The sequence below is a fragment of the Salmonella sp. SAL00672 genome (assembly GCF_046552175.1).
GTDB classification, from domain to species: domain Bacteria; phylum Pseudomonadota; class Gammaproteobacteria; order Enterobacterales; family Enterobacteriaceae; genus Salmonella; species Salmonella enterica.
In genome coordinates, this window is record NZ_JBGDUQ010000005.1 from 209684 (window position 1) to 236151 (window position 26468).

Consider the following 26468-nt stretch of genomic DNA (forward strand, 5'->3'; position numbering starts at 1 on the left):
TTAAGTGTGCTAATTATTTGCGCGCTACGTCACATTTAATCAAATTCAATCTTGTTGTGATTACTTTTGAAAATTACAGTGGAGGGACATTATTCTGAGCGCCTGCGACTCAGCAACCTCGTCTACCGGAGATCGTTATGGAGATCCTCTACAACATCTTTACCATTTTCTTTAATCAGGTAATGACCAATGCCCCGCTATTACTGGGTATTGTGACCTGCCTGGGCTATATCCTGCTGCGTAAAAGCGTCAGCGTGATCATCAAAGGGACGATCAAAACCATCATTGGCTTCATGCTGCTACAGGCCGGGTCCGGCATTCTGACCAGCACCTTTAAACCGGTGGTGGCGAAAATGTCTGAGGTTTACGGCATCAACGGCGCGATTTCCGATACCTATGCTTCGATGATGGCAACGATCGAGCGGATGGGTGATGCGTATAGTTGGGTAGGCTACGCGGTGTTGCTCGCGCTGGCGCTGAATATTTGTTACGTCTTGTTGCGACGCATTACCGGTATTCGCACCATCATGTTGACCGGGCACATCATGTTCCAGCAGGCGGGGCTGATTGCGGTCTCTTTCTATATCTTCGGCTATTCCATGTGGACCACCATTATCTGCACGGCGATACTGGTTTCCCTGTACTGGGGTATTACCTCCAACATGATGTATAAGCCGACTCAGGAAGTGACCGATGGCTGTGGTTTCTCCATCGGTCACCAGCAGCAGTTTGCTTCCTGGATTGCCTATAAGGTCGCGCCGTTCCTGGGCAAAAAAGAGGAAAGCGTTGAAGACCTCAAACTGCCGGGCTGGCTGAACATTTTCCACGACAACATCGTCTCCACGGCGATTGTAATGACCATCTTCTTTGGTGCCATTCTGCTCTCCTTCGGTATCGACACCGTGCAGGCGATGGCGGGCAAAGTGCACTGGACGGTCTACATCCTGCAAACCGGTTTCTCCTTTGCGGTGGCGATCTTCATCATCACTCAGGGCGTGCGCATGTTTGTGGCAGAACTCTCTGAGGCCTTTAACGGTATCTCCCAGCGTCTGATTCCGGGCGCAGTACTGGCGATTGACTGTGCGGCTATTTATAGCTTCGCGCCGAACGCGGTGGTCTGGGGCTTTATGTGGGGCACCATTGGTCAGCTGATTGCGGTTGGCATCCTGGTTGCCTGCGGCTCCTCGATCCTGATTATTCCTGGCTTTATCCCGATGTTCTTCTCTAACGCCACTATCGGCGTGTTCGCTAACCACTTCGGCGGCTGGCGTGCGGCGCTGAAAATTTGTCTGGTGATGGGGATGATTGAAATCTTTGGTTGCGTCTGGGCGGTGAAACTCACCGGTATGAGTGCCTGGATGGGTATGGCGGACTGGTCGATTCTGGCACCGCCGATGATGCAGGGCTTCTTCTCCCTCGGTATCGCCTTTATGGCCGTCATCATTGTAATTGCACTGGCTTATATGTTCTTCGCTGGCCGCGCACTGCGCGCAGAAGAAGATGCAGAAAAACAACTGGCAGAACAGTCTGCTTAATAAGGAGTTTTGATTATGACCGTACGTATTCTGGCTGTGTGTGGCAACGGACAGGGCAGTTCCATGATCATGAAAATGAAAGTGGACCAGTTTTTAACCCAATCAAACATTGACCACACGGTAAACAGCTGCGCGGTTGGCGAGTACAAAAGCGAGTTGAGCGGCGCGGATATCATCATCGCTTCTACCCATATTGCAGGCGAAATCAGCGTGACCGGCAACAAATATGTGGTTGGCGTGCGCAACATGCTCTCTCCAGCTGACTTCGGCCCGAAACTGCTGGAAGTGATCAAAGAACATTTCCCGCAAGACGTGAAGTAAGGATGCAACATGAAATTACGTGATTCACTGGCGGAGAATAATTCTATCCGCCTGCAGGCTGAAGCGAATACCTGGCAGGAAGCCGTCAAGATCGGCGTCGATTTACTGGTGGCTGCCGACGTGGTGGAGCCGCGCTATTACCAGGCCATTCTCGATGGCGTTGAGCAGTTTGGCCCCTATTTTGTGATTGCCCCCGGCCTGGCGATGCCGCATGGCCGCCCGGAAGAAGGGGTGAAGAAAACCGGTTTTTCGCTGGTGACCCTGAAAAAGCCGCTGGAGTTCAACCACGAAGATAACGACCCGGTCGATATTCTGATCACCATGGCGGCGGTTGATGCCAACACTCACCAGGAAGTGGGCATCATGCAGATCGTCAACCTGTTTGAAGACGAAGCTAATTTTGACCGTTTACGCGCCTGCCGCACCGCGCAGGAAGTCCTGGATCTCATTGACCGCACCAACGCGGCAGCTTAAGAAGGAATTGAAAATGTCATTACCAATGTTGCAGGTCGCGCTGGACAACCAGACTATGGATAGCGCCTATGAAACCACTCGCCTGATTGCCGAAGAAGTCGACATTATCGAAGTGGGCACCATTCTGTGCGTGGGCGAAGGCGTGCGTGCCGTTCGCGACCTGAAAGCGCTCTATCCGCACAAAATTGTGCTGGCGGACGCCAAAATTGCCGATGCCGGTAAAATCCTCTCCCGTATGTGTTTCGAAGCCAACGCGGACTGGGTGACCGTGATTTGCTGTGCGGATATCAACACCGCAAAAGGCGCGCTGGATGTGGCGAAAGAGTTCAACGGCGACGTGCAGATCGAACTGACCGGTTACTGGACCTGGGAACAGGCGCAGCAGTGGCGTGATGCGGGTATTCAGCAAGTGGTTTATCACCGCAGCCGTGACGCGCAGGCGGCAGGCGTGGCGTGGGGCGAGGCGGATATTACCGCGATTAAGCGGCTGTCCGATATGGGCTTTAAAGTGACCGTGACCGGCGGACTGGCGCTGGAAGACCTGCCGCTGTTCAAAGGCATTCCGATCCATGTCTTTATCGCGGGGCGCAGCATTCGCGATGCCGAATCGCCGGTAGAAGCCGCACGGCAGTTCAAACGCTCCATTGCCCAACTGTGGGGCTAAGGAGCGGCTATGCTGTCGAAACAAATTCCGCTCGGCATCTATGAAAAAGCGCTCCCTGCCGGGGAGTGCTGGCTGGAGCGCCTGCGGCTGGCGAAAACGCTGGGTTTTGACTTCGTTGAAATGTCGGTGGACGAGACCGACGCCCGACTGGCGCGGCTCGACTGGAGTCGCGAGCAGCGCCTGGCGCTGGTGAGCGCGGTTGCTGAAACCGGCGTGCGCGTGCCGTCCATGTGTCTGAGCGCGCATCGTCGTTTTCCGCTCGGTAGCGAAGATGACGCGGTACGGGCGCAGGGGCTGGAGATTATGCGTAAAGCGATTCAGTTTGCGCAGGACGTCGGGATTCGCGTCATTCAACTGGCGGGGTACGACGTTTACTATCAGCAGGCCAACGACGAAACGCGTTGCCGCTTCCGCGATGGGTTAAAAGAGAGCGTTGATATGGCCAGCCGCGCCCAGGTGACGCTGGCGATGGAGATCATGGATTATCCATTGATGAATTCCATCAGTAAAGCGCTGGGCTATGCTCACTACCTCAATAACCCGTGGTTCCAGCTCTATCCGGATATCGGCAATCTGTCTGCCTGGGATAACGACGTACAGATGGAGCTACAGGCGGGAATCGGGCATATCGTCGCGGTACACGTCAAAGATACTAAACCCGGCGTGTTCAAAAATGTGCCGTTTGGCGAAGGCGTTGTCGATTTCGAACGCTGCTTCGAAACGCTCAAACAGAGTGGCTATTGCGGGCCCTATCTGATTGAGATGTGGAGCGAAACAGCAGAGAACCCGGCGGCAGAGGTAGCGAAAGCGCGTGACTGGGTGAAAGCGCGCATGGCCAGCGCCGGTCTGGTGGAGGCAGCCTAATGCAAAAGCTCAAGCAGCAGGTATTTGACGCTAACATGGATTTGCCCCGTTATGGGCTGGTGACCTTTACCTGGGGCAACGTCAGCGCTATCGATCGCGAACGCGGGCTGGTGGTGATTAAGCCAAGCGGTGTCGCCTATGAAACCATGAAGGTAGATGATATGGTGGTGGTGGATATGGATGGCAAAGTGGTGGAGGGACGTTATCGTCCTTCTTCCGATACCGCTACCCATCTGGCGCTGTATCAACGCTATCCGTCGCTTGGCGGCGTCGTTCATACCCACTCCACCCACGCCACGGCATGGGCGCAGGCGGGGATGGCTATTCCAGCGCTCGGCACCACGCACGCGGACTATTTCTTTGGCGATATTCCTTGTACCAGAGCGTTAAGCGAAGAAGAAGTGCAGGGCGAGTACGAGCTGAACACCGGCAAGGTGATCATCGAAACGCTGGGCGAGGTGGAACCGCGGCATACGCCAGGCATTGTCGTGTATCAACACGGGCCGTTCGCCTGGGGGAAAGATGCGCACGATGCGGTACATAACGCGGTGGTCATGGAGGAAGTGGCGCGAATGGCGTGGATTGCGCGCGGTATTAACCCGGCGCTGAATCCCATCGACGATTATCTGATGAATAAACACTTCATGCGTAAGCATGGCCCGAATGCGTATTACGGGCAGAAGTGAAGTATGAGCTCCGGAATGTGAATATTATCGGGATGTCACAGGTCTAATTCCGGAGCCATCTTTCCGCGAAAAAAGCCCCCTGTTCAGGGGGCAAATCAACTATGGCTTTTTCGTTGGTTTTCCTGATGCTAGCGATAAATATTCGCGCTGGCGTGTATATTGCCATTGCTACCCGGTTCCCGGATAAGTATGACGTGATAATACATTGCGTTTCGCACGTCGGCCTCTTCATTCAGCGCCAGATTGGCTTCACTTTCCGTGGCGAAGTTATGGTTGATGTAGATCACGCCTAAGCTGCGCACATCATCCATATTTCTGGCCTGGTGATTATTTAACTCGATGGCTGCCGTTGCCGTTATGCCAGGCAAAAGCGCAGCCAGAAATAACATTATCCGGGCTCGCATAGAGTACCTCCTCAGCAGCGCGGTCTGGTTGGCGATATCCCCCTTTAGTGAATCGCTTCTGGTTTAATTTTAACCATAACCCGCCGCAGAGATGGCGACCTTTTCTGATGCTGTTGTTCAAAAAATTATCGCATTGTCGTTTTTTACCTGATTAACAACCCGTTGATGTATGCCGCTATGTTTAAGAAACCCTGAGTGGCAAAAAAGTACGCTGACCACAGTGTCAATTTCTCTGCTGCAACAGGCCGTTTATAGTGGCATGCGATATGAAGTTAATATCTCAGCAGCAAAATGCGACGGGACAGGCGTTACGTTCGGCACGATAAATAATTGTACAATCACCTTGAGTTTGCCCGCAGGCGCCAGTATTATAACGCGTCATTTTTCAGCCGACCTTTAACACGTTCCTTGCCTCCATGGGCTGCGGCTGACCCAGACAGGAGGCTGAATAATCCGTAAGGAGCAATTCGATGCGTCATTACGAAATCGTTTTTATGGTCCATCCTGACCAGAGCGAACAGGTTCCGGGCATGATCGAGCGTTACTCTGCTGCCATCACTGGCGCAGAAGGCAAGATCCACCGTCTGGAAGACTGGGGCCGCCGTCAGCTGGCTTACCCGATCAACAAACTGCACAAAGCGCACTACGTTCTGATGAACGTTGAAGCGCCGCAGGAAGTGATCGATGAGCTGGAAACTACCTTCCGCTTCAACGATGCCGTTATCCGCAGCATGGTTATGCGTACTAAGCACGCTGTTACCGAAGCTTCTCCGATGGTTAAAGCGAAAGACGAGCGCCGTGAGCGTCGCGATGATTTCGCTAACGAAACCGCAGATGATGCTGAAGCTGGGGATTCTGAAGAGTAATTTCTGATGACCAACCGTCTGGCGTTGTCCGGCACCGTGTGCAGGGCCCCCCTTCGAAAGGTCAGTCCATCAGGAATTCCGCATTGCCAGTTCGTGCTTGAGCATCGTTCTGTGCAAGAGGAAGCCGGCTTTCACCGGCAGGCGTGGTGCCAAATGCCCGTTATTGTTAGCGGACACGAAAACCAGGCCATTACTCACAGTATAACGGTCGGCAGCCGCATAACCGTTCAGGGGTTTATTTCTTGCCACAAGGCAAAGAACGGTCTGAGCAAAATGGTTCTGCATGCCGAGCAGATTGAATTGATAGATTCTGGAGACTAGCCATATGGCACGTTATTTCCGTCGTCGCAAGTTCTGCCGTTTCACCGCGGAAGGCGTTCAAGAGATCGACTATAAAGATATCGCTACGCTGAAAAACTACATCACCGAAAGCGGTAAGATTGTCCCAAGCCGTATCACCGGTACCCGTGCAAAATACCAGCGTCAGCTGGCTCGCGCTATCAAACGCGCTCGCTACCTGTCTCTGCTGCCGTACACTGATCGCCATCAGTAATCGGTCACGGTCCATTAATACGACTTTGAGAGGATAAGGTAATGCAAGTTATTCTGCTTGATAAAGTAGCAAACCTGGGTAGCCTGGGTGATCAGGTTAACGTTAAAGCGGGCTATGCTCGTAACTTCCTGGTACCAAAGGGTAAAGCTGTTCCGGCTACCAAGAAAAACGTTGAATACTTCGAAGCACGTCGCGCTGAACTGGAAGCTAAACTGGCTGACGTTCTGGCTGCTGCAAATGCACGCGCAGAGAAAATCAACGCCCTGGAAACCGTTACTATCGCGTCTAAAGCAGGCGACGAAGGTAAACTGTTCGGTTCCATCGGTACTCGCGACATCGCTGACGCTGTGACTGCGGCTGGCGTTGACGTGGCTAAGAGCGAAGTTCGTCTGCCGAACGGCGTTCTGCGTACCACTGGCGAACACGAAGTGAACTTCCAGGTTCACAGCGAAGTATTCGCAAAAGTTATCATCAACGTGGTTGCTGAGTAATCAGGCATTCTCGTTTTTGCTAGCAACGAAACGTCGGCCCAGCGCCGACGTTTTGCTTTTTTAACCCCATCGCTTTTCGACTGGCTATCTCCCCCTCTTTTCGCGATAATCAAAAATAAAACATTATTTTAATTTCTTGGTGAAAGAATGGATACCCAACGCCAGGCCTCCCCGTTTGCCCGCAAAAACGTCGTTTATGTGTGTGCCGCATTTTGTTGCCTGCTATGGGGCAGCGCTTATCCAGCCATCAAAAGCGGTTATGACCTCTTTCAGATAGCCACCGACGATATCCCTTCTAAAATTGTTTTTGCTGGTTATCGTTTTTTGTTTGCGGGTGGGTTGCTGCTACTGTTCGCGCTGCTTCAGCGTAAACCGATTGGTCGGTTTCGTCCGCGCCAGTTTGCTCAGTTAACGTTACTGGGGCTGACTCAGACGTCGCTGCAATATCTCTTTTTCTATATCGGCCTTGCGTTCACCTCCGGCGTGAAAGGCTCAATCATGAACGCGACAGGCACATTCTTCAGCGTATTGCTGGCGCACTTTATTTATCAGAACGACCGATTGAGCTACAACAAAACGCTCGGCTGTATTCTGGGCTTTGCGGGCGTCATGGCGGTGAACGTCAGCAACGGCCTGGATTTCAGCTTTAATCTGCCGGGAGAAGGCTCCGTGGTGCTGGCGGCGTTTATTCTTTCTGCGGCCACATTGTATGGCAAACGTCTCTCGCAGACGGTCGATCCGATGGTCATGACTGGCTATCAATTGGGGATTGGCGGTCTGGTACTGGTCATTGGCGGTTACGCTTTTGGCGGTACGCTGACGATACATGGCTTCTCGTCGGTGGCGATTTTAGTCTACCTGACGTTACTCTCGTCGGTCGCTTTTGCGCTATGGAGCATTTTACTCAAATATAACCGCGTGGGGATGATTGCGCCGTTTAACTTTCTGATCCCGGTTTCCGGCGCGGCCCTTTCGGCTATTTTTCTCGGCGAGAATATTCTGGAGTGGAAATACATGATTGCGCTGGTGCTGGTATGTTCGGGGATTTGGTGGGTGAATAAGGTGAAGCGGTAATGCTTCACCTGAACGAATAGGGTACAGGCGGGGTAAGGCGCAGCCGACGTTACTGTGCGCGAATAAAACTGCCGTCAGGCTGACGCGTAAACAGCACCTGTTGACCGTTATCGCCATCTATCGTTAAACCTGTCACCACCCCGCTGGCATTCTGGCGAATTTTAATCATTTGACCATTTTTGAGGTTACTCAGCGGTTTGCCAGCGCCTTCTACCTGCGCCATTGCATAAACGTCTGTCGGGGGCAGCCCGTGGTCACGGAACAGTTGCGCCAGAGTTTTACCAGACTCTACCCGGTACGAGCGCCACTGTTGACCGATGCCGCTATCCTGCTGGAAAGGCTGCGTTTGCGGCTGGTTTTGTTCTTCCGGCTGGCCTTCCTGGATAGGTTCCGGCGCAACGGGCGCCACCTGATCCGGATCGTTTTGCGGCGCGACCAGCTGCGCCTGAAGCTGGGCCTCCGTCGGCGGCTGTGATTGCGATTGCAGATCCAATTGCGCTTCCCGCGTGACGACAGGTGAGTCGCTGGTCTCGCTGGCGGGCAGCAGGAAACCGATCACCAGCACGATAGCGGCAATGATAATGCCACGACGATGCATAGGCGGCAGCGGCTCCATGATGCGAAAATTATCCGGCGCGTGCCAGATTTTCGCCAGGGTTGGTTTTAATTCAAAGCGCCCGGGCATGGTTTACCTCCTGCTCCGCATCTCGTTCCTTAATCATAGAGTATAGATGGCTAACGCTATGATACTGGTAGTGCTATCCGCTTTCGTGACATCAATACGGATAATCTATTGTTTCTTTTTCCCTGCGATTTGTCATCCTCCCTGAGACAAAGTTTTACCAGAAGAAGCGTGGCTGTTATGCTGCCCGCTACTTTTTTGATATCCGATGAAGGAAAAATAATGGCCACCCCGACTTTTGACACTATTGAAGCGCAAGCGAGCTACGGCATTGGTTTGCAGGTAGGGCAGCAGCTCAGCGAATCCGGTCTTGAAGGGCTGTTGCCTGAAGCGCTGGTTGCAGGCATTGCTGATGCGCTGGAAGGTAAACACCCGGCGGTTCCTGTTGATGTGGTGCATCGTGCGCTGCGTGAAATTCATGAGCGTGCGGACGCGGTGCGTCGTGAGCGTTTCAAAGCGATGGCGGCCGAAGGCGTGAAATACCTGGAAGAAAACCGCGAAAAAGACGGTGTGAACAGTACTGAATCTGGTTTACAGTTCCGCGTTCTGACGCAGGGCGAAGGCGCGATTCCGGCGCGTACCGACCGCGTACGTGTGCATTACACCGGTAAGCTTATTGATGGCACCGTATTTGACAGCTCCGTCGCGCGCGGCGAACCGGCTGAATTCCCGGTAAATGGCGTGATCGCCGGCTGGATTGAAGCGCTGACTCTGATGCCGGTAGGTTCCAAATGGGAACTGACTATCCCCCAGGAGCTGGCCTATGGTGAGCGTGGGGCCGGGGCATCTATTCCGCCATTCAGCACCCTGGTGTTTGAGGTGGAACTGCTGGAAATTCTGTAAGCGCCCCGGGTTTGCCGGATGACGGCGTAAACGCCTTATCCGGCAACCCTGACTTCAGTAGATGCCAATATTTTATTTTGCAAATGGCGTCGTTACGTGTATTTTTGTGAGCTAATTCGCATTATCAAAGTGATATAACACTCATTTTAAACATAAAATTAACATTGTATTTGAATCTGAGTATTCATCCCGCCGATTCTTACCTAATATCGATGAGTCCTGATAACAGGATCGTCGTATCATAGACCAAAGGCCGTAGAGCCCGCACAACACAGACAGGTACAGGAAGAAAAACATGGTAGATCAGGTAAAAGTCGCAGCCGACGAACAGGCTCCGGCTGAACAGTCGCTACGGCGCAATCTTACAAACCGTCATATACAGCTTATCGCTATTGGCGGCGCTATTGGTACCGGTCTGTTTATGGGATCGGGTAAAACGATCAGTCTCGCCGGACCGTCGATCATTTTTGTATATATGATCATCGGTTTTATGCTTTTTTTCGTGATGCGCGCCATGGGGGAATTGCTGCTCTCGAATCTGGAATATAAATCGTTTAGCGATTTTGCTTCCGACCTGCTTGGCCCCTGGGCGGGATATTTCACCGGCTGGACGTACTGGTTTTGCTGGGTGGTGACCGGTATGGCTGACGTGGTGGCGATTACCGCCTACGCGCAGTTCTGGTTTCCCGGCCTTTCCGATTGGGTCGCCTCGCTGGCGGTAGTGATCCTGCTGCTAAGCCTCAACCTCGCCACCGTTAAAATGTTTGGTGAAATGGAATTTTGGTTTGCTATGGTCAAAATCGTCGCCATTGTGGCGTTGATTGTGGTCGGGCTGGTGATGATTGCGATGCACTTTAAATCGCCGACAGGCGTTGAAGCGTCTTTCGCGCATCTGTGGAATGACGGCGGCTGGTTCCCGAAAGGTATTAGCGGGTTCTTTGCCGGTTTCCAGATTGCAGTGTTCGCTTTCGTGGGCATTGAGCTGGTTGGTACTACCGCCGCAGAAACTAAAGATCCGGAAAAATCGCTGCCGCGCGCGATTAACTCAATACCGATCCGTATCATCATGTTCTACGTCTTTGCGCTGATTGTCATTATGTCGGTGACGCCGTGGAGTTCCGTGGTGCCGGATAAGAGCCCGTTTGTTGAGCTGTTTGTACTGGTGGGTCTGCCTGCCGCTGCGAGCGTGATCAACTTTGTTGTGCTGACCTCGGCGGCGTCTTCCGCCAACAGCGGCGTCTTCTCGACCAGCCGTATGCTGTTTGGCCTGGCGCAAGAAGGCGTGGCGCCAAAAGCGTTCGCTAAGCTATCGAAACGCGCGGTACCGGCGAAAGGCCTGACCTTCTCCTGTATCTGCCTGCTGGGCGGCGTGGTTATGCTGATGGTCAACCCGAGCGTGATTGGCGCATTCACCATGATCACTACGGTTTCGGCTATCCTGTTTATGTTTGTCTGGACCATCATTCTGTGTTCATACCTGGTGTACCGCAAAAAGCGTCCCCACCTGCATGAAAAATCCATCTATAAGATGCCGCTCGGTAAGCTGATGTGCTGGGTCTGCATGGCGTTCTTTGCGTTCGTGCTGGTATTACTGACGCTGGAAGACGATACGCGCCAGGCGCTGATCGTGACGCCGCTGTGGTTTATCGCGTTGGGTCTGGGCTGGCTGTTGATAGGTAAGAAACGGATGGCGGGAATGCGTTAATTGTTTTGCCCGGTGGCGCTGGCGCTTACCGGGCTTACAGCGTAGCGTTGATTTGGAGGCCGGATAAGGCGCCGTTTACAGCCGCCATCCGGCAAAATGCCCGGCTGGCGATTATTCTCCGGCCAGTGCGCGTGGGAACAGCACGTTATTCTCCAGGCTGATGTGCTCCATCAGATCATCAATCATCTCATTAATGCCGTTATACATCGCTTTCCAGGTGGTGCAGGCTTCTGGCGGCGGCGTTACATTTTGGGTGACGTGTTTGATGACGTCTACCAGCTCTCCCGCCTCGTCATGCTCGCTTTCCATTACGCTTATCGGGCCCGTTGCCTGGCGACCCATACCCTGTTTGATCATGGGGAACAGGATCTGTTCTTCTTTCATCATATGGCTGGAAAGCTCTTCATGCAGCGCGGTGAGATATTTTGTCAGGCCGCGTGGGACGTTTGGCTTATCCGCGTGAACGCGTTCCACTTTGGTTGCCTGCAGGATAAGCTCCGGCAGTTGTTCGCGGTGTCGATCATGATAGCGCACAACGATATGGTCAATAATGTCCGCCAGCGGAACGGCGCGCCAGTCTTTTTCGATGGGCTGTTCAGCCAATTGCGCCAGTTGCGCTTCAATGATGTCAATATCGACGTCGTGACGCGCGGCGGCGCGTGCCAGCGTCTGTTTTCCACCGCAGCAGTAATCCATATCGTACTGGCGAAACAGCGCCGATGCGCGGGGAATAGAGAGCGCCAGTTCGCCTAAAGGTTGATCGCGATAAGCCATAGCCGTTACCTCATTTGCAATAATATAAGTTGTATTTTAAATACATCTTTAAGGCGAGGCTATAACTCTTTCGGGGGGCGTATAATTTAAGCGAGTATGAAATTAGCGTTCCGTGACCGGAACGACGGTCGCTTTTTCCGGTTTCGCTCTCACGGCAATGACCACGCCCGCCACCAGGAGCGCAATGCCGCTTAACGTCAGGAATGGCGGGATTTCCTGGCGCAGAATGAAGGTATAGAGCAGTCCCGCCAACGTCTCAAAAACAATCAGCGGCCCTAAAATAACGGTTGGCAATTTTTGGCTGGCGATATTCCAGCACAGCGCGCCCACCCAGGAACACAGCACTGCGATGGCGATCATCAGACCGATAAACAGCGCGGGATGCGGGCCAAAGGGCAGGGTAAACAACGGTTTCTGGATACTCAGCCACAGACAGACCGCCGCATAGCCGATTAACGAGACCGGCAGCGTAACCAGCGCCTGCGCCGTTGCCCACATCATGGGATGTTTGTCGGGATTTTCCCGCAGCCAGCGGGCGTTGCGCAGCGCATACCATGCCCAGCACGCTACGGAAATCAGCGCCAGCACAATGCCTGAACCATAGCGCCAGCCGCTAACATCGGATAATCCCTGACTAAGTTCAGCAATATTGACGCACAGCAGGCCAAAACCGATAAGCGCCAGCGCGGGCGCTAAACGCCGCCAGGATAATCTGCCGTCTCGTTGGCTATAGAGAACGTTAGCGAAAAGTGGAATGACGACCGGCAATGTCCCGATGATCATCGTCGACACCGGCGCGCCGGTTCGCTGAATAGCGCTGGCGAGGCAGGCGTAATAGATTACATTGCCCATCAAAGTCAGCGACAGGGCGGTGGACCAGTCTTTGCGCGTCAACTGGCGTAACCGCGTGCGGCCTAACCAGGCAATCGGCAGGGCAATCAGCCCCAGCGCCAGATAGCGTCCCATTGACTGTAAGAGGGCCGGGTAATCCGGCACGATTAACGGGCCGACGAAAATCAATCCCCACATTAGCCCTGCCAGCAGGGCGTATAGCACGCCGCTAATCATCAGATTCTCCTCATAAACCGTTCCGTCATTATCAGAGAAGGTCTATGAGGATGCCACATAAATTAACTAAATTTTAACACTTACAGTACGGAGCGAAGGCTTTCTGTGAGCGTCGTCGTCGGGCGACCGATGAGTTTACGCAGCGTATGGCTGTCATCAAACAAGCCGCCTTTCGCCGCGCCAGCGTCAGAATTTGCCAACATATCCGCCAGTCCGTCAGGCAGTCCTGCGCCTTTCAGCGCGGTGGCAAAATCGACTTCGCTCAGGTTCTGGTAGACGATTTTTTTTCCGCTCTGATGAGTAAGTTCATCCGCCAACTGGCTTAATGTCCAGGCGTTATCACCCGCCAGCTCGTAGACATTCCCGGCGTGACCCTCTTCACAGATGACGCGCGCGGCGGCGGCGGCATAGTCAGCGCGCATTGCGGAGGCGATTTTCCCTTGTCCCGCTGCGCCAATAAAGACGCCATGCTTCAGCGCGGCAGGGACGCTCGCCAGGTAGTTTTCCGTATACCAGCCGTTACGTAATAGCGTGTGAGGAATACCTGACTCAGCCAGCATTTTTTCCGTTTCAATATGTTCATCGGCGAGCGCCAGCGGCGATTTATCCGCATGTAGCAGGCTGGTATAGGCGATGAATTTCACCTTTGCGGCAATGGCGGCCTGAATAACGTTGCGGTGCTGCGCGGTGCGTTGTCCCACTTCGCTGGATGAAATGAGCAGCAGTTTATCAACGCCCTGTAAGGCGGTGGTCAGCGCGGCTTCGTTAGCGTAATCCGCCTGGCGAACGGCAATCCCGCGCTGACTGAGCGGGGCGGCTTTTTTCGGGTTACGGACGATCGCGACGAGGTGACTGGCGGGCGTCGTTTTTAGCAGGTTTTCAATAACGTGTTGGCCCAGTTGGCCTGTTGCGCCAGTGATAGCAATCATGGTGAACTCCTCAGTGTTGGTCTTGTGTTTTATTACGCTACCACCTAAACTTACTTTTAGTAAGTACGTACAGAAAGGTAAGTATCAATGCGCGCTCATACTCTTTCCCGGCAGTTGCGTGAAGGTAATCTCTTTGCTGAACAGTGCCCGTCCCGTGAGGTGTTAAAACATGTCACCAGTCGCTGGGGCGTACTGATTCTGGTGGCGTTACGCGACGGTACACACCGTTTTAGCGACCTGCGCCGCAAGATGGGAGGCGTGAGTGAAAAGATGCTGGCGCAGTCGTTACAGGCGCTTGAACAGGACGGATTTCTCAACCGGGTGTCATATCCAGTTGTTCCGCCGCATGTGGAGTACAGCCTGACGCCGCTTGGCGAGCAGGTGAGCGATAAAGTCGCCGCGCTGGCGGACTGGATAGAACTGAATTTGCCGCAGGTATTGGCGCAGCGGGAGCGTTTATCAGATGGCGGCTAGCGCTTTATTCGGCCTGCCAGTCAGGCCGAATAAACGCAGCGCCATGCGGGACTCACGTTACTTGCTCAAATCCACCTGATAAATGGCAAAACCGATATCATCGACAGCAACCTTCTTCATCGGATACTGTCCTTTCGCTTTAATGAAGGCCGCGGCTTTATCGCCTGGCGATGTTTCAAAGCGGATATCCAGCGTCGTATCGCTGTGGATTGGCGCCAGACGCCAGTTATTATCCGCCGCCGGATGGATTTCGCCCGCGCGTTTTGACTCTGCGCCAATCCATGCCGCCAGCACGGCGCGATTTTCATCCGGAGACGCAAAGGCGATATGGCTGTCGCCCGTGCCGGCAAACTTGCCGCCGTAAGCGCGATAGTTATTCGTGGCGACCAGGAACGTAGCGTTCGGGTCGACAGGCTTACCGTTAAAGGTCAGGTTTTTAATACGTTCCGCCTGCGGATTCACCATCTGGCATTCGCCATCATAGCGGGCGGGCTGTGACACATCGATTTGATAATTCACGCCGTCAATGACATCGAAATTATAGGTGCGAAAGCCATCCCAATTGATCAACGATTGCGGTTTGTTGCTGTGAATATCAATCTGATTAAACTGTCCGGCAGAACATTCCAGCCACTCTTTTACCTCCTTGCCGCTGGCTTTCACCACCACCAGCGTATTCGGATAGAGATAAAGATCGGCGGCGTTACGGAAGGTCAACTGGCCTTTTTCCACCTCGACAAAGCTGGCAGGATCGTTCTTACGCCCGCCAACTTTAAACGGCGCGGCGGCGGACAGCACCGGCAGTTTCGCCAGATCCGGATCGCCCTGAATAAAGTGTTCCACATACGCTTTTTGCGCGTTATTCACCACCTGTACGGTAGGATCGTCCTGCACCAGAGCAAGATAACTGTACATGTTATCGGCGGACTTGCCGATGGGCTTGCTGACAAACTCGCGGGTGGCATCGTGATCGGCTTTCAGAATACCGACCAGCTTACTGTCTTCCGCCGCCAGCGACTTTTTAGCGGCGGCGTCGTAAATAGGCCGCGCTTCCGCTTTCGCCTGCGTAACCTGCCATTTGCCGCTGTCGTTATTGAGCACCAGATCGACCACTCCCAGATGGTCGCCCCACATGCCAGGCATTACCGCAGGAATGCCGTTAAGCGTACCTTTGGCGATATCCGCGCCTTTGATGTCGGCAAAATCTTTACCGGGGAAGACGGCGTGGGCGTGGCCAAACATAATCGCGTCGACGCCGGGAACTTCGCTGAGGTAATAAACCGAGTTTTCCGCCATGCTGTGGTACGGATCGGCAGAAAGGCCTGAGTGAGCAATGACTACCACGATATCAGCGCCTTTCTTGCGCATTTCGGGCACATATTTCCGGGCGGTTTCCGTAATGTCATTGACGGTAACTTTGCCGCTCAGATTCGCTTTATCCCAAATCATGATTTGCGGCGGAACAAAGCCGATATAGCCTATTTTCAGAGTTTGCGGGTGGCCGTCTTTATCAATAACGCTCGTCTCTTTAATCAGATAAGGCGTAAAGAGCGGCTTTTGGGTTTTAACGTCGATAATATTGGCGTTAACATAAGGGAATTTCGCGCCGGCCAGCGCGTTATGCAGATAGTCCAGACCATAATTAAACTCATGGTTGCCGAGGTTTCCAACCGCGTAATCCAGAGTGTTGAGAGCTTTATAGACCGGGTGAACATCACCGTCTTTGAGCCCTTTTGCCGCCATATAATCGCCCAGAGGGCTCCCCTGAATCAGGTCGCCGTTATCCACCAGCACGCTGTTTTTGACTTCATTTCGGGCGGCATGAATCAAACTTGCGGTACGTACCAATCCGAATTTTTCGGTTGCGGTATCCTTGTAATAATCGAAATCCATCATGTTGCTATGTAAATCAGTAGTTTCCATGATACGGAGATCGACGGTAGCCGCATTCACGCTGGCGGCGATCAGCGTAGCCAGAAGCGTTGCACTAAACTTAATCATCAGAGGCACCTTTTAAGAACGCAATAGAAAAGCCGGATAGTGAAAAATAGCGATGATAAACAGTGAAACCCGATATCGTTCCGACCGTCGCCAGAAGAAGGCGAAACTGCCCCATCCGGCCGATTTTTTGCGAGTGTTCACAGAAGGGTGAATCATGCCATGAAAGGTATTATCAAAACCGCAGACGGTATCACAGTTGGCGGAACCCTTAACGATCGGGTATAAGTAAAACAACGAGTTAACGCCCCTGTCATAAAGAGGTGGAGAATGTTAGAACAAGTATGCCAGCTTGCACGGAACGCGGGTGATGCTATTATGCAGGTTTATGATGGAGCCAAACCGATGGAGTACGCCCGCAAGCAGGACGATTCTCCAGTCACTGCGGCGGATATCGCCGCACATACCGTGATTCTCGAAGGGTTACGCACGCTCACGCCGGATATTCCGGTGCTTTCAGAAGAAGATCCGCCCGCCTGGGAAGTGCGCCAGCACTGGCAGCGTTACTGGCTGGTCGATCCGCTCGACGGCACCAAGGAGTTCATCAAGCGCAATGGCGAATTCACGGTCAATATCGCGCTGATTGAGCAGGGCAAACCGGTGTTGGGCGTGGTCTATGCGCCGGTGCTGAAAGTGATGTACTACGCGGCGGAAGGTAAGGCCTGGAAAGAGGAGTGCGGGGTGCGTAAGCAGATTCAGGTCCGGGATGCCCGCCCGCCGCTGGTGGTGATTAGCCGTTCGCATGCGGATGATGAACTCACCGAATATCTCCAACAGCTTGGCGAACATCAGACAACCTCTATTGGTTCCTCGCTGAAATTCTGCCTTGTGGCGGAAGGCCAGGCGCAGCTTTACCCCAGATTTGGGCCGACCAGCGTCTGGGACACTGCCGCAGGTCATGCCATTGCTGTTGCAGCCGGGGCGCACGTTCACGACTGGCAGGGAAAAACGCTGGACTATACCCCTCGTGAGTCGTTCCTTAACCCCGGCTTCCGGGTGACTATTTACTGAGGAGCTTATGCAGCAGGTCGACCACCTGCTGTACCTCTTGCTGGGTTAACGCGCCATCTTTCACCCATTGAACCCGACCGTCTTTGTCAAGCACGATGACGGCGGACCCCTCTTCTTTTAATTGCCAGGCGTTACGCGCCACGCCATTGCTGTCGACAATAAATTGCGACCACGGGTAGAGCTTTTTATTACTTTCTATACTGCTACGCACGAACATACCGGAGCCTGGGATCGCATCATCGGTGTTCACAATTGTGGTCGTCTGGTATCTGTCATGCGGAAGCCCGGCGGATTTAATCGCTTCAATCAGCGTGGCGTTTTTTTCCTTCGCTGACGTTCGACCCGCAATGTGCAGCAGGACGCGCACTTTTCCCGCCAGCTGCGCGCTATTCCAGTTTTTATAACTAAACTCATCTTTATTCAACGTCAGTTCGCCACGGTCGGCAATGCCTACCGGCGGCACCCGTTGGTTAACTTCAAGGTTATGCGCACAAGCCATTATGGGGAGTAGCAGACACGACATCGCCAGAATTTTACGTAGGGTCATGGTCATTCCTTCTTTATTTTTTTGCAGGTGATCCGACCACTTTGGGCCGATAGTTAATCATATGTGCGATTGATGCTTTTTCCCGCAAAGGGGATGCCAGTTTGCGGGCGGGCGCACACTTCCTGTGAAAAATGAAGGCATATACTGAGAAAAATGAGCTGATGTTTAGATAATTCTGAATAACTGTAATCAAAAGGTAAATATACTTATGCACACTGGAAACGACGTAGATATGGTCTATAGTCATATGGCATTAAAATTTGCGCCTTAAAACTGTTGGGCTGATTGTGGCACCGCAAGGGCGTAATACTCTGCAGGAGACAACAATGAAAATTTTCCAACGCTACAACCCGCTACAGGTGGCGAAGTACGTGAAGATCCTGTTCCGTGGACGGTTATATATCAAGGATGTTGGCGCTTTTGAGTTCGATAAGGGTAAGATTCTTATCCCAAAAGTGAGAGACAAGCAGCACTTGTCTGTGATGTCTGAAGTTAACCGTCAGGTTATGCGTCTGCAAACTGAGATGGCGTAACCAAAAGTGCTATGCAGTAGGTTAAAAAAGTAAAAAAAAACGGCTCCTGAATCAGGAGCCGTTGATGTTTCTGGCAAACGGATTTCAGGCCGCGCTGTCTTCTTTGTCTTTTGCATCGGGCAGTTTCGGCGCCGGTACGTTGCTTTTATTGTCGAGACGCGTCACCAGCAACTGATCGATACGGTAGTTGTCGATATCCACCACTTCAAATTTGTAGCCGGAAAACTTCACCGAATCAGTGCGTTTTGGGATCTTGCGCAGCATAAACATCATAAAGCCGCCAATGGTTTCATAGTTGCCGGATTGCGGAAACTCATCGATATCCAGCACGCGCATGACGTCGTCAATCGGCGTGCCGCCGTCAACCAGCCAGGAATTTTCATCGCGCGCCACAATTTGCTCTTCCAGTCCCTGGCCGACCAGGTCACCCATTAGCGTGGTCATCACATCGTTCAGCGTAATGATACCGACGACCAGCGCGTATTCATTCATAATGACCGCGAAATCTTCGCCCGCCGTTTTGAAACTTTCCAGCGCCTCAGAAAGGGTCAGCGTATCCGGCACAATCAAGGTATTGCGAATTTGCACGCCGCTATTCAGCGCCATACTTTGGTTCGCCAGCACGCGATTCAGCAGATCTTTGGAGTCTACATAGCCGATGATGTGGTCGATATCTTCATTACACACCAAAAATTTTGAGTGCGGATGTTCGGCGACCTTTTTCTTCAGGCTTTGTTCGTCTTCGTGCAGATCAAACCAGATGATACTTTCGCGCGACGTCATAGAAGACGGTACGGTGCGGGATTCAAGTTCAAACACATTTTCAATCAGTTCGTGCTCTTGCTTGCGCAAGACGCCCGCCAGCGCGCCGGCTTCCACCACTGCGTAAATATCATCAGAAGTAATGTCGTCTTTCCGCACCATTGGAATTTTGAACAGGCGGAAGATGTTGTTTGCCATGCCGTTAAACAGCCACACCAGCGGGCGAAAAACGAACAGGCAGAAGCGCATCGGGTTGATGATACGCAAAGCCACAGCTTCTGGCGCAATCATACCGATGCGTTTCGGGGTTAAATCCGCGAACAGGATAAACAGCCCCGTCACCAGCGAGAAGGAGAGAATAAAGCTCAACTGCTCGGAGAGTTCTGGCGACATATAGTGCGAGAAAAGGGCGGAAAAGGCGGGCGAAAATGCCGCATCGCCGACGATACCGCCAAGAATAGCGACGGCGTTCAGGCCAATTTGCACAACGGTGAAAAACATGCCGGGATTTTCCTGCATTTTCAATACGCGTTGTGCGTTGATACTGCCTTCATCAGCTAATAGCTTAAGTTTAATCTTACGTGATGCGGCAAGCGAGATCTCGGAGATGGAGAAGAACGCACTTACAGCGATCAGGCAGAATATAATGAATATACTGTTTAACATATCTTATCCGGCGAAACGCCAGATCCTCGGAAGGGAAGTTTATAAATCCGTGTGGTAACGTTTAATGAAAACCGGCTCGTAGCAGTGAGCCGATAAGTTCAGGGCTAGTATAGCGTAAGCTACTGTAAAGTCGCCAGAGGGTTCATTTTCAACTCCGACAAGTTCCCCCTACGCCAGCGTCGTCACGCGTCAGGCGGCAGGCAAACGCCGATCCCGCCAATCCCGCAGTAACCGTATGGATTTTTGTGCAGATACTGTTGGTGTTCATCTTCGGCGTAGTAAAACGGCGTCGCATGGGCGATTTCCGTGGTAATAGGGCGATGGTCTCCGGCGGCGGTCATTGCCGACTGAAAGCGCTCGCGACTGGCGTGAGCGGCGGCATTCTGTTCCGGCGTTAAGGGATAAATCGCAGAACGGTATTGCGTACCGTGATCGTTACCTTGTTGCATCCCCTGCGTCGGATCGTGATTTTCCCAGAAGGTCTGTAAAAGCTGCTCATAACTGATAACGGCAGGATCGTACACTATCCGTACCGCTTCGGCATGACCGGTCTGCCCGGAGCAGACTTCCCGGTAGGTTGGATTAGGCGTGTAACCGCCTGCATACCCTGCCGCAGTGCTATATACGCCGGGCAATTGCCAGAATAAACGTTCTACGCCCCAGAAACAGCCCATAGCGAAGTAGGCGATCTCCATCCCGGCAGGGACATTGGTCATAGAGTGTTCATTTACCGCATGCAGAGTGGCGATCGGCATCGGGGTGTTGCGTCCTGGTAACGCATCTGCTTGAGTAACCAGATGTTTTTTATCAAATAAACTCATGAGCTATTCTCCCGAAAGCGTTAATTGGCGTTAAGGTTGTAACGAGACGCATCTTTGCACACAATAACAACATTAATGTATCTGGATTTAACCATAAGAAATATTTGGGCAGTCGTCTGCTTTTCAATCGAAATTGTTGATTTTATGTTAAGCCGCGGAGCGGTAGTGTGATTTTTTCCAGGGGTGGGAATAGGGGATATTCAGGAGAAAATGTGCCACATATCCGTCAGTTATGTTGGGTTAGCTTACTGTGCCTGAGCAGTTCTGCGGTAGCCGCAAATGTTCGTCTGAAAGTCGAAGGGCTATCCGGAGAGCTGGAAAAAAACGTTCGCGCACAGCTCTCTACGATTCAGAGCGATGAGGTGACGCCGGATCGGCGCTTTCGCGCCCGAGTTGATGATGCGATTCGCGAAGGGCTTAAAGCGTTAGGCTATTACGAACCCACTATCAAATTCGACTTGCTTCCACCGCCTGCGAAAGGACGGCAGGTATTAATCGCCAGGGTTACGCCCGGCCAGCCGGTGTTGATTGGCGGTACAGAAGTCATTTTACGCGGCGGCGCGCGCACGGACAAAGATTATCTGGCCTTACTGAAAACGCGTCCGGCAATCGGCACGGTGCTGAACCAGGGAGACTATGACAATTTTAAAAAGTCGTTAACCAGCGTGTCGCTACGTAAAGGCTATTTCGACAGCGAATTCGTTAAAAGTCAGTTGGGAATTGCTCTGGGCCGCCATCAGGCGTTTTGGGATATTGATTATGATAGCGGTGAGCGCTATCGCTTCGGACCTGTCACCTTCGAAGGTTCGCAGATTCGTGATGAATATTTACAAAATCTGTTGCCGTTTAAAGAGGGCGATGAGTACGAATCGAAAGATTTGGCGGAACTAAACCGCCGACTTTCCGCTACCGGATGGTTTAATTCTGTCGTGGTGGCGCCGGAATTTGAGAAATCGCGTAAAACAAAAATTCTGCCGTTAAAAGGCGTGGTATCGCCGCGAACCGAAAATACGATTGAAACCGGGGTGGGGTACTCCACCGACGTCGGGCCGCGCGTGAAAGCGTCGTGGAAAAAACCGTGGATGAACTCTTACGGTCATAGTCTGACCACCAGCACCAGTATTTCTGCGCCGGAACAGGTGCTGGATTTTAGTTATAAAATGCCGCTGCTGAAAAACCCGCTGGAGCAATACTATCTGGTACAGGGCGGTTTTAAACGTACCGATTTGAATGATACGGAGCAGGACTCGACCACGCTTGCCGTGTCGCGTTACTGGGACCTTTCCAGTGGTTGGCAGCGGGCGATTAACCTGCGCTGGAGTTTCGACCACTTTACCCAGGGGAACGTCACCAATACCACCATGCTGTTCTACCCGGGCGTGATGATCAGCCGAACCCGCTCGCGAGGGGGACTGATGCCAACCTGGGGCGATTCGCAGCGCTATTCAGTAGACTATTCGAATACGGCCTGGGGCTCCGACGTGGATTTCTCCGTGCTGCAGGCGCAAAACGTCTGGATTCGGACTTTGTACGATCGCCACCGTTTTGTGATGCGCGCCAATTTGGGCTGGATAGAAACCGGTGATTTCGACAAAGTTCCGCCGGATTTACGTTTCTTCGCCGGGGGCGACCGCAGTATTCGCGGCTATAAATACAAATCTATTTCGCCTAAAGATAGCGACGGCAATCTTAAAGGCGCCTCAAAACTGGCAACCGGATCGCTGGAGTACCAGTATAACGTCACTGGCAAATGGTGGGGGGCAGTGTTTGTCGATAGCGGCGAGGCGGTGAGTGATATTCGCCGTAGCGATTTCAAAACCGGGACCGGGGTCGGCGTGCGCTGGGCGTCGCCGGTTGGGCCTATCAAACTCGATTTTGCCGTACCGGTCGGCGACAAAGACGAACACGGTTTACAGTTTTATATCGGTCTGGGGCCTGAATTATGAGTTTATGGAAGAAAATAAGCCTCGGCGTGTTGATTTTCATTGTGGTGTTACTGGCGAGCGTTGCGTTTCTGGTCGGGACGACGACGGGGCTGCATCTGGTATTCAGTGCGGCGAACCGCTGGGTGCCGGGGCTGGAGATTGGGCAGGTCACCGGCGGCTGGCGGGACTTATCGTTAAAAAATATCCGCTATGAGCAGCCGGGCGTTGCGGTGAATGCGGGCGAAATTCATCTGGCCGTCGGGCTTGATTGCCTGTGGCGCAGTAGCCTGTGCGTCAATGATCTGGCGCTAAAAGACATTAATGTCGCTATCGACAGCAAAAAAATGCCACCCTCCGAACCGGCGCAAGAAGAGGAAGAAAGCGGACCGCTGAACCTCTCCACGCCCTGGCCCATCACGCTGTCGCGCGTGGCGTTGAATAACATCAATATCAAGATTGATGACACTACCGTTTCGGTGCTGGATTTTACCTCCGGGCTGGCATGGCAGGAGAAAAACCTGACCCTGAAACCGACGCGGCTTCAGGGATTGCTGATCGCGCTGCCGAAGGTCGCTGACGTGGCGCAGGAAGAGGTGGTTGAACCCAAAATCGAGAAACCTCAACCGGATGAAAAGCCGCTTGGCGAAACGCTAAAAGATCTGTTTGCAAAACCAGTAATGCCGGAGATGACCGATGTTCACCTGCCGCTCAATCTGAATATCGAGTCATTTCGCGGCGAGCAGCTACGCATCACCGGCGATACCGATCTGACGGTGCGCACGATGCTGCTTAAAGTCAGCAGTATCGACGGTAATATGAAGCTGGATACTCTGGATATCGACGCCAACCAGGGCACGGTGAAAGCCTCCGGTACGGCGCAGCTCGCCAATAACTGGCCGGTTGATATTACGCTCAACAGTACGCTGAATATCGATCCGCTAAAGGGTGAAAAGATAAAACTCAAGGTCGGCGGCGCGTTACGCGAACAACTGGAGGTCGGGGTGAACCTTTCCGGGCCGATGGATGTCGCGCTTCGCGCCCAGACGCGGCTGGCGGAGGCCGGTTTACCGCTCAATCTTGAAGTCGTCAGCCAACGCATTGCCTGGCCATTGACGGGTGATACCCAGTTTCAGGCTGACGATCTGAAGCTCAAACTGAGCGGTAAGATGACCGACTATACGTTGTCGATGCGAACCGCCGTGAAAGGACAAGATATTCCGCCGGCGACCATCACGCTGGATGCCAAAGGGAATGAGCGGCAGATTAATCTCGATAAACTCACCGTCGCCGCTCTGGAGGGAAAAACCGAACTGAAAGCGCTGGTGGACTGGCAGCAGGCGATTAGCTGGCGCGGCGAACTGACGCTAAATGGCATCAATACCGCTAAAGAGATCCCGGACTGGCCCGCGAAGCTTAACGGCGTCATGAAAACCAAAGGCAGCCTCTACGGCGGCACCTGGCAGATGGATGTCCCGGAGCTCAAGCTGACCGGTAATGTGAAGCAGAACAGCGTTAACGTCAACGGGACGCTAAAGGGCAACAGCTACATGCAGTGGACGATCCCGGGGCTGCACCTTGCGCTGGGCCCAAACAGCGCCGATATAAAAGGCGAGCTTGGCGTTAAGGAGCTGAATCTTGACGCCGCCATTGATGCGCCAGGGCTGGATAATGCGCTGCCAGGGCTGGGCGGCATGGCAAAAGGAATCGTTAAAGTCCGCGGTACGGTAGAAGCGCCGCAGCTGTTGGCGGATATCACCGCCCGCGGCTTGCGCTGGCAGGAACTGTCTGTCGCCCAGGCGCGCATTGAGGGTGATATTAAATCCACCGATCAGATAGCGGGCCATCTCAACGTTCGCGTAGAGCGGATTTCGCAACCCGACGTTAACATCAATCTGGTGACGCTTGACGCCAAAGGCAGCGAGAAGCAGCATCAGCTACAGCTCCGTGTTCAGGGAGAACCGGTATCCGGTCAACTCTCCCTGACAGGCAGTTTTGATCGCGAGGCGGCGCGCTGGAAAGGGACGTTAAGCGACACCCGTTTCCAGACGCCAGTGGGGCCATGGGCGTTGACCCGCGCGATTGCGCTGGACTACCGTAATAAAGAACAGAAAATCAGTATCGGGCCGCATTGTTGGCTGAACCCGAACGCCGAGCTGTGCATCCCGCAAACCATTGATGCGGGCGCCGCAGGGCGGGCGGTGGTCAATCTCAACCGCTTTGATCTGGCGATGCTGAAGCCATTTATGCCTGATACCACTCAGGCCAGCGGGATCTTTAGCGGGAAAGCGGACGTGTCGTGGGACACCACCCAAGAGGGATTGCCGCAGGGGAAGGTCACGCTTTCCGGTCGTAATGTGAAGGTCACGCAGACCGTCAATGACGCGCCGTTACCTGTCGCGTTTGAGACGCTGAACCTCAGCGCCGATCTGCACAATAATCGCGCCGAGCTGGGATGGCTGATTCGCCTGACGAACAATGGTCAATTCGATGGCCAGGTGCAGGTAACCGATCCTCAGGGGCGGCGCAATCTCGGCGGTAACGTCAACATGCGCAATCTCAATCTGGCGATGGTCAACCCTGTCTTTTCGCGCGGCGAAAAAGCGGCGGGAATGTTAAACGCCAGACTACGCTTGGGCGGCGATGTACAAAGCCCGCAGTTGTTTGGTCAGTTGCAGCTTAGCGCGCTGGATATTGACGGTAATTTTATGCCGTTTGAGATGCAGCCGAGCCAGCTCACCATGAACTTTAGCGGGACGCGTTCGACGCTCGCCGGTATCGTGCGAACACAACAAGGGCAAATTAACCTGAACGGCAACGCCGACTGGAGCCAGATTGACAACTGGCGCGCGCGGGTGACGGCGAAAGGCAGCCGGGTGCGGATTACCGTTCCGCCGATGGTGCGCCTGGATGTCTCGCCGGATGTGGTCTTTGACGCGACGCCTTCGCTGTTCACGTTGGATGGGCGTGTGGACGTTCCGTGGGCGCGAATTGTGGTGCACGACCTGCCAGAGAGTGCGGTTGGCGTCTCCAGCGATGTGGTTATGCTCAATAATGACCTGCAACCAGAAACGCCGCAGACAGCGTCTATTCCCATCAACAGTAATCTGACGGTTCACGTCGGCAACAACGTGCGTATCGACGCCTTCGGGCTTAAAGCGCGTTTGACCGGCGATTTGAAAGTCGCGCAGGATAAGCAGGGGCTGGGGCTGAATGGTCAAATCAATATTCCTGACGGCCGATTCCGCGCCTACGGCCAGGACCTGCTTGTCCGTAAAGGCGAGCTGCTGTTCTCCGGCCCGCCGGATCAGCCGTTGCTCAATATCGAAGCGATCCGTAACCCTGACGCCACCGAAGACGATGTCATTGCGGGTGTGCGCGTCACAGGCACTGCTGATGAACCCAAAGCGGAAATCTTCTCCGATCCGGCGATGCCGCAGGCTGAAGCGCTTTCTTATCTGCTGCGTGGGCAGGGGTTGGACAGCAATCAGAGTGATAGCGCAGCAATGACTTCCATGCTTATTGGCCTGGGGGTTGCGCAAAGTGGTCAGGTTGTGGGTAAAATCGGAGAGACATTCGGTGTAAGTAATCTGGCGCTGGACACGCAAGGGGTGGGCGATTCGTCCCAGGTTGTGGTCAGCGGCTATGTACTGCCGGGTCTACAGGTGAAGTATGGTGTAGGGATATTTGACTCTCTGGCGACGCTCACGTTACGTTATCGCCTGATGCCTAAGCTATATCTGGAAGCAGTGTCTGGCGTAGATCAGGCACTTGATTTGCTCTATCAGTTTGAGTTTTAGC

Annotated in this window: 28 protein-coding genes; 19 read left to right on the top strand and 9 right to left on the bottom strand. The window is 53.3% G+C overall.

The features are described 5' to 3' along the window. The first annotated feature begins 137 nt into the window (after nucleotides 1-137). The 6 genes from ulaA to ACLJTG_RS15120 are packed head-to-tail and all read left to right on the top strand — an operon-like array spanning nucleotide 138 to nucleotide 4544. Complete coding sequence (gene ulaA, locus ACLJTG_RS15095) at nucleotides 138-1535, top strand: PTS ascorbate transporter subunit IIC (protein ID WP_000404876.1); 1398 nt, start codon at nucleotides 138-140, stop codon at nucleotides 1533-1535. Between the two features lie 15 nt (nucleotides 1536-1550). Then, nucleotides 1551-1856 carry a PTS ascorbate transporter subunit IIB gene (gene ulaB / locus ACLJTG_RS15100; RefSeq protein WP_000218358.1) on the top strand — a complete coding sequence of 102 codons (306 nt, stop codon included), beginning with the start codon at nucleotides 1551-1553 and terminating at the stop codon, nucleotides 1854-1856. Nucleotides 1857-1865: 9 nt separating this feature from the next. Next, entirely contained in the window at nucleotides 1866-2330 is a 465-nt protein-coding gene (gene ulaC, locus ACLJTG_RS15105; RefSeq protein WP_000776531.1) for a PTS ascorbate transporter subunit IIA, read from the top strand. Between the two features lie 13 nt (nucleotides 2331-2343). After that, nucleotides 2344-2994, top strand: coding sequence for a 3-keto-L-gulonate-6-phosphate decarboxylase UlaD (gene ulaD, locus ACLJTG_RS15110; RefSeq protein ID WP_000056761.1), 651 nt, complete (start codon nucleotides 2344-2346; stop codon nucleotides 2992-2994). A gap of 9 nt (nucleotides 2995-3003) precedes the next feature. Then, nucleotides 3004-3858 (top strand): L-ribulose-5-phosphate 3-epimerase UlaE, encoded by an 855-nt coding sequence (ulaE, locus tag ACLJTG_RS15115; protein WP_000949530.1) that lies wholly within the window; start codon nucleotides 3004-3006, stop codon nucleotides 3856-3858. Beyond that, nucleotides 3858-4544, top strand: a complete 687-nt coding sequence (locus ACLJTG_RS15120) for an L-ribulose-5-phosphate 4-epimerase (RefSeq protein WP_001170773.1) — start codon at nucleotides 3858-3860, stop codon at nucleotides 4542-4544. The genes ulaE and ACLJTG_RS15120 overlap by 1 nt, the downstream gene beginning before the upstream one ends. Before the next feature lie 128 nt (nucleotides 4545-4672). Here ACLJTG_RS15120 and yjfY read toward each other — a convergent pair whose 3' ends face one another. Further along, nucleotides 4673-4948, bottom strand: coding sequence for a DUF1471 family protein YjfY (gene yjfY / locus ACLJTG_RS15125; protein ID WP_001529484.1), 276 nt, complete (start codon nucleotides 4946-4948; stop codon nucleotides 4673-4675). A 169-nt stretch (nucleotides 4949-5117) separates the two neighbouring features. On the opposite strand from yjfY, the gene ACLJTG_RS15130 reads away from it, so the two are divergent. From ACLJTG_RS15130 to ACLJTG_RS15155, 6 genes are all read left to right on the top strand, one after another. Further along, entirely contained in the window at nucleotides 5118-5348 is a 231-nt protein-coding gene (locus ACLJTG_RS15130; RefSeq protein WP_001600988.1) for a hypothetical protein, read from the top strand. A 70-nt stretch (nucleotides 5349-5418) separates the two neighbouring features. Beyond that, the gene (gene rpsF, locus ACLJTG_RS15135; protein ID WP_001216673.1) at nucleotides 5419-5814 is read left to right on the top strand and encodes a 30S ribosomal protein S6; all 396 of its coding nucleotides are present in this window, start codon (nucleotides 5419-5421) and stop codon (nucleotides 5812-5814) included. Nucleotides 5815-5820: 6 nt separating this feature from the next. After that, nucleotides 5821-6135 carry a primosomal replication protein N gene (gene priB / locus ACLJTG_RS15140; protein WP_001519453.1) on the top strand — a complete coding sequence of 105 codons (315 nt, stop codon included), beginning with the start codon at nucleotides 5821-5823 and terminating at the stop codon, nucleotides 6133-6135. 4 nt (nucleotides 6136-6139) lie between these two features. Further along, the gene (gene rpsR / locus ACLJTG_RS15145) at nucleotides 6140-6367 is read left to right on the top strand and encodes a 30S ribosomal protein S18 (protein ID WP_000135199.1); all 228 of its coding nucleotides are present in this window, start codon (nucleotides 6140-6142) and stop codon (nucleotides 6365-6367) included. A gap of 41 nt (nucleotides 6368-6408) precedes the next feature. Next, nucleotides 6409-6858: a 50S ribosomal protein L9 gene (rplI, locus tag ACLJTG_RS15150; RefSeq protein ID WP_001196059.1), complete on the top strand. Its 450-nt coding sequence runs from the start codon at nucleotides 6409-6411 to the stop codon at nucleotides 6856-6858. Between the two features lie 147 nt (nucleotides 6859-7005). Further along, nucleotides 7006-7932 carry a DMT family transporter gene (locus tag ACLJTG_RS15155; protein ID WP_000381066.1) on the top strand — a complete coding sequence of 309 codons (927 nt, stop codon included), beginning with the start codon at nucleotides 7006-7008 and terminating at the stop codon, nucleotides 7930-7932. Nucleotides 7933-7981: 49 nt separating this feature from the next. Here ACLJTG_RS15155 and ACLJTG_RS15160 read toward each other — a convergent pair whose 3' ends face one another. Next, nucleotides 7982-8617, bottom strand: coding sequence for an OapA family protein (locus ACLJTG_RS15160; RefSeq protein WP_001119448.1), 636 nt, complete (start codon nucleotides 8615-8617; stop codon nucleotides 7982-7984). Between the two features lie 219 nt (nucleotides 8618-8836). Between ACLJTG_RS15160 and fklB the strand changes: the two genes are divergently transcribed. Then, nucleotides 8837-9457 carry an FKBP-type peptidyl-prolyl cis-trans isomerase gene (gene fklB, locus ACLJTG_RS15165; protein WP_000235161.1) on the top strand — a complete coding sequence of 207 codons (621 nt, stop codon included), beginning with the start codon at nucleotides 8837-8839 and terminating at the stop codon, nucleotides 9455-9457. 295 nt (nucleotides 9458-9752) lie between these two features. After that, nucleotides 9753-11162 (top strand): D-serine/D-alanine/glycine transporter, encoded by a 1410-nt coding sequence (cycA, locus tag ACLJTG_RS15170; RefSeq protein WP_000228322.1) that lies wholly within the window; start codon nucleotides 9753-9755, stop codon nucleotides 11160-11162. A 111-nt stretch (nucleotides 11163-11273) separates the two neighbouring features. Here cycA and ytfE read toward each other — a convergent pair whose 3' ends face one another. The 3 genes from ytfE to ACLJTG_RS15185 form a co-directional block, all read right to left on the bottom strand. Beyond that, nucleotides 11274-11936 (bottom strand): iron-sulfur cluster repair protein YtfE, encoded by a 663-nt coding sequence (ytfE, locus tag ACLJTG_RS15175; RefSeq protein WP_000331471.1) that lies wholly within the window; start codon nucleotides 11934-11936, stop codon nucleotides 11274-11276. 102 nt (nucleotides 11937-12038) lie between these two features. After that, a complete protein-coding gene (locus ACLJTG_RS15180; protein ID WP_000623290.1) occupies nucleotides 12039-13004 on the bottom strand; it encodes a DMT family transporter in 966 nt (321 codons plus the stop codon). An 80-nt stretch (nucleotides 13005-13084) separates the two neighbouring features. Beyond that, on the bottom strand, nucleotides 13085-13933 hold the full coding sequence (locus ACLJTG_RS15185) for an SDR family oxidoreductase (protein ID WP_061379916.1): 849 nt from the start codon (nucleotides 13931-13933) through the stop codon (nucleotides 13085-13087). Between the two features lie 87 nt (nucleotides 13934-14020). On the opposite strand from ACLJTG_RS15185, the gene ACLJTG_RS15190 reads away from it, so the two are divergent. After that, a complete protein-coding gene (locus ACLJTG_RS15190; RefSeq protein WP_001201297.1) occupies nucleotides 14021-14407 on the top strand; it encodes a winged helix-turn-helix transcriptional regulator in 387 nt (128 codons plus the stop codon). A 57-nt stretch (nucleotides 14408-14464) separates the two neighbouring features. Here ACLJTG_RS15190 and ACLJTG_RS15195 read toward each other — a convergent pair whose 3' ends face one another. Continuing rightward, nucleotides 14465-16408 (bottom strand): bifunctional 2',3'-cyclic-nucleotide 2'-phosphodiesterase/3'-nucleotidase, encoded by a 1944-nt coding sequence (locus ACLJTG_RS15195; RefSeq protein WP_079951338.1) that lies wholly within the window; start codon nucleotides 16406-16408, stop codon nucleotides 14465-14467. Nucleotides 16409-16675: 267 nt separating this feature from the next. Here ACLJTG_RS15195 and cysQ point away from each other — a divergent pair, with 267 nt between their 5' ends. Continuing rightward, the gene (cysQ, locus tag ACLJTG_RS15200; protein WP_079951337.1) at nucleotides 16676-17416 is read left to right on the top strand and encodes a 3'(2'),5'-bisphosphate nucleotidase CysQ; all 741 of its coding nucleotides are present in this window, start codon (nucleotides 16676-16678) and stop codon (nucleotides 17414-17416) included. Here the strand turns inward: cysQ and ACLJTG_RS15205 are convergent. Beyond that, a complete protein-coding gene (locus ACLJTG_RS15205) occupies nucleotides 17406-17963 on the bottom strand; it encodes a YtfJ family protein (RefSeq protein ID WP_000175302.1) in 558 nt (185 codons plus the stop codon). The two genes, cysQ and ACLJTG_RS15205, sit on opposite strands and share 11 nt — an antisense overlap. A gap of 326 nt (nucleotides 17964-18289) precedes the next feature. Between ACLJTG_RS15205 and ACLJTG_RS15210 the strand changes: the two genes are divergently transcribed. After that, nucleotides 18290-18496: a DUF1107 domain-containing protein gene (locus ACLJTG_RS15210; RefSeq protein ID WP_000689229.1), complete on the top strand. Its 207-nt coding sequence runs from the start codon at nucleotides 18290-18292 to the stop codon at nucleotides 18494-18496. Between the two features lie 84 nt (nucleotides 18497-18580). Here the strand turns inward: ACLJTG_RS15210 and ACLJTG_RS15215 are convergent, their stop codons facing one another. After that, nucleotides 18581-19924 carry a hemolysin family protein gene (locus tag ACLJTG_RS15215; RefSeq protein WP_000934972.1) on the bottom strand — a complete coding sequence of 448 codons (1344 nt, stop codon included), beginning with the start codon at nucleotides 19922-19924 and terminating at the stop codon, nucleotides 18581-18583. 182 nt (nucleotides 19925-20106) lie between these two features. Next, nucleotides 20107-20745 carry a peptide-methionine (S)-S-oxide reductase MsrA gene (gene msrA / locus ACLJTG_RS15220; protein WP_000051472.1) on the bottom strand — a complete coding sequence of 213 codons (639 nt, stop codon included), beginning with the start codon at nucleotides 20743-20745 and terminating at the stop codon, nucleotides 20107-20109. A gap of 212 nt (nucleotides 20746-20957) precedes the next feature. Here msrA and tamA point away from each other — a divergent pair, with 212 nt between their 5' ends. After that, complete coding sequence (gene tamA / locus ACLJTG_RS15225; protein WP_001120235.1) at nucleotides 20958-22691, top strand: autotransporter assembly complex protein TamA; 1734 nt, start codon at nucleotides 20958-20960, stop codon at nucleotides 22689-22691. Beyond that, nucleotides 22688-26467: an autotransporter assembly complex protein TamB gene (gene tamB / locus ACLJTG_RS15230; protein ID WP_021001073.1), complete on the top strand. Its 3780-nt coding sequence runs from the start codon at nucleotides 22688-22690 to the stop codon at nucleotides 26465-26467. The genes tamA and tamB overlap by 4 nt, the downstream gene beginning before the upstream one ends. Nucleotide 26468: the final 1 nt, after the last annotated feature.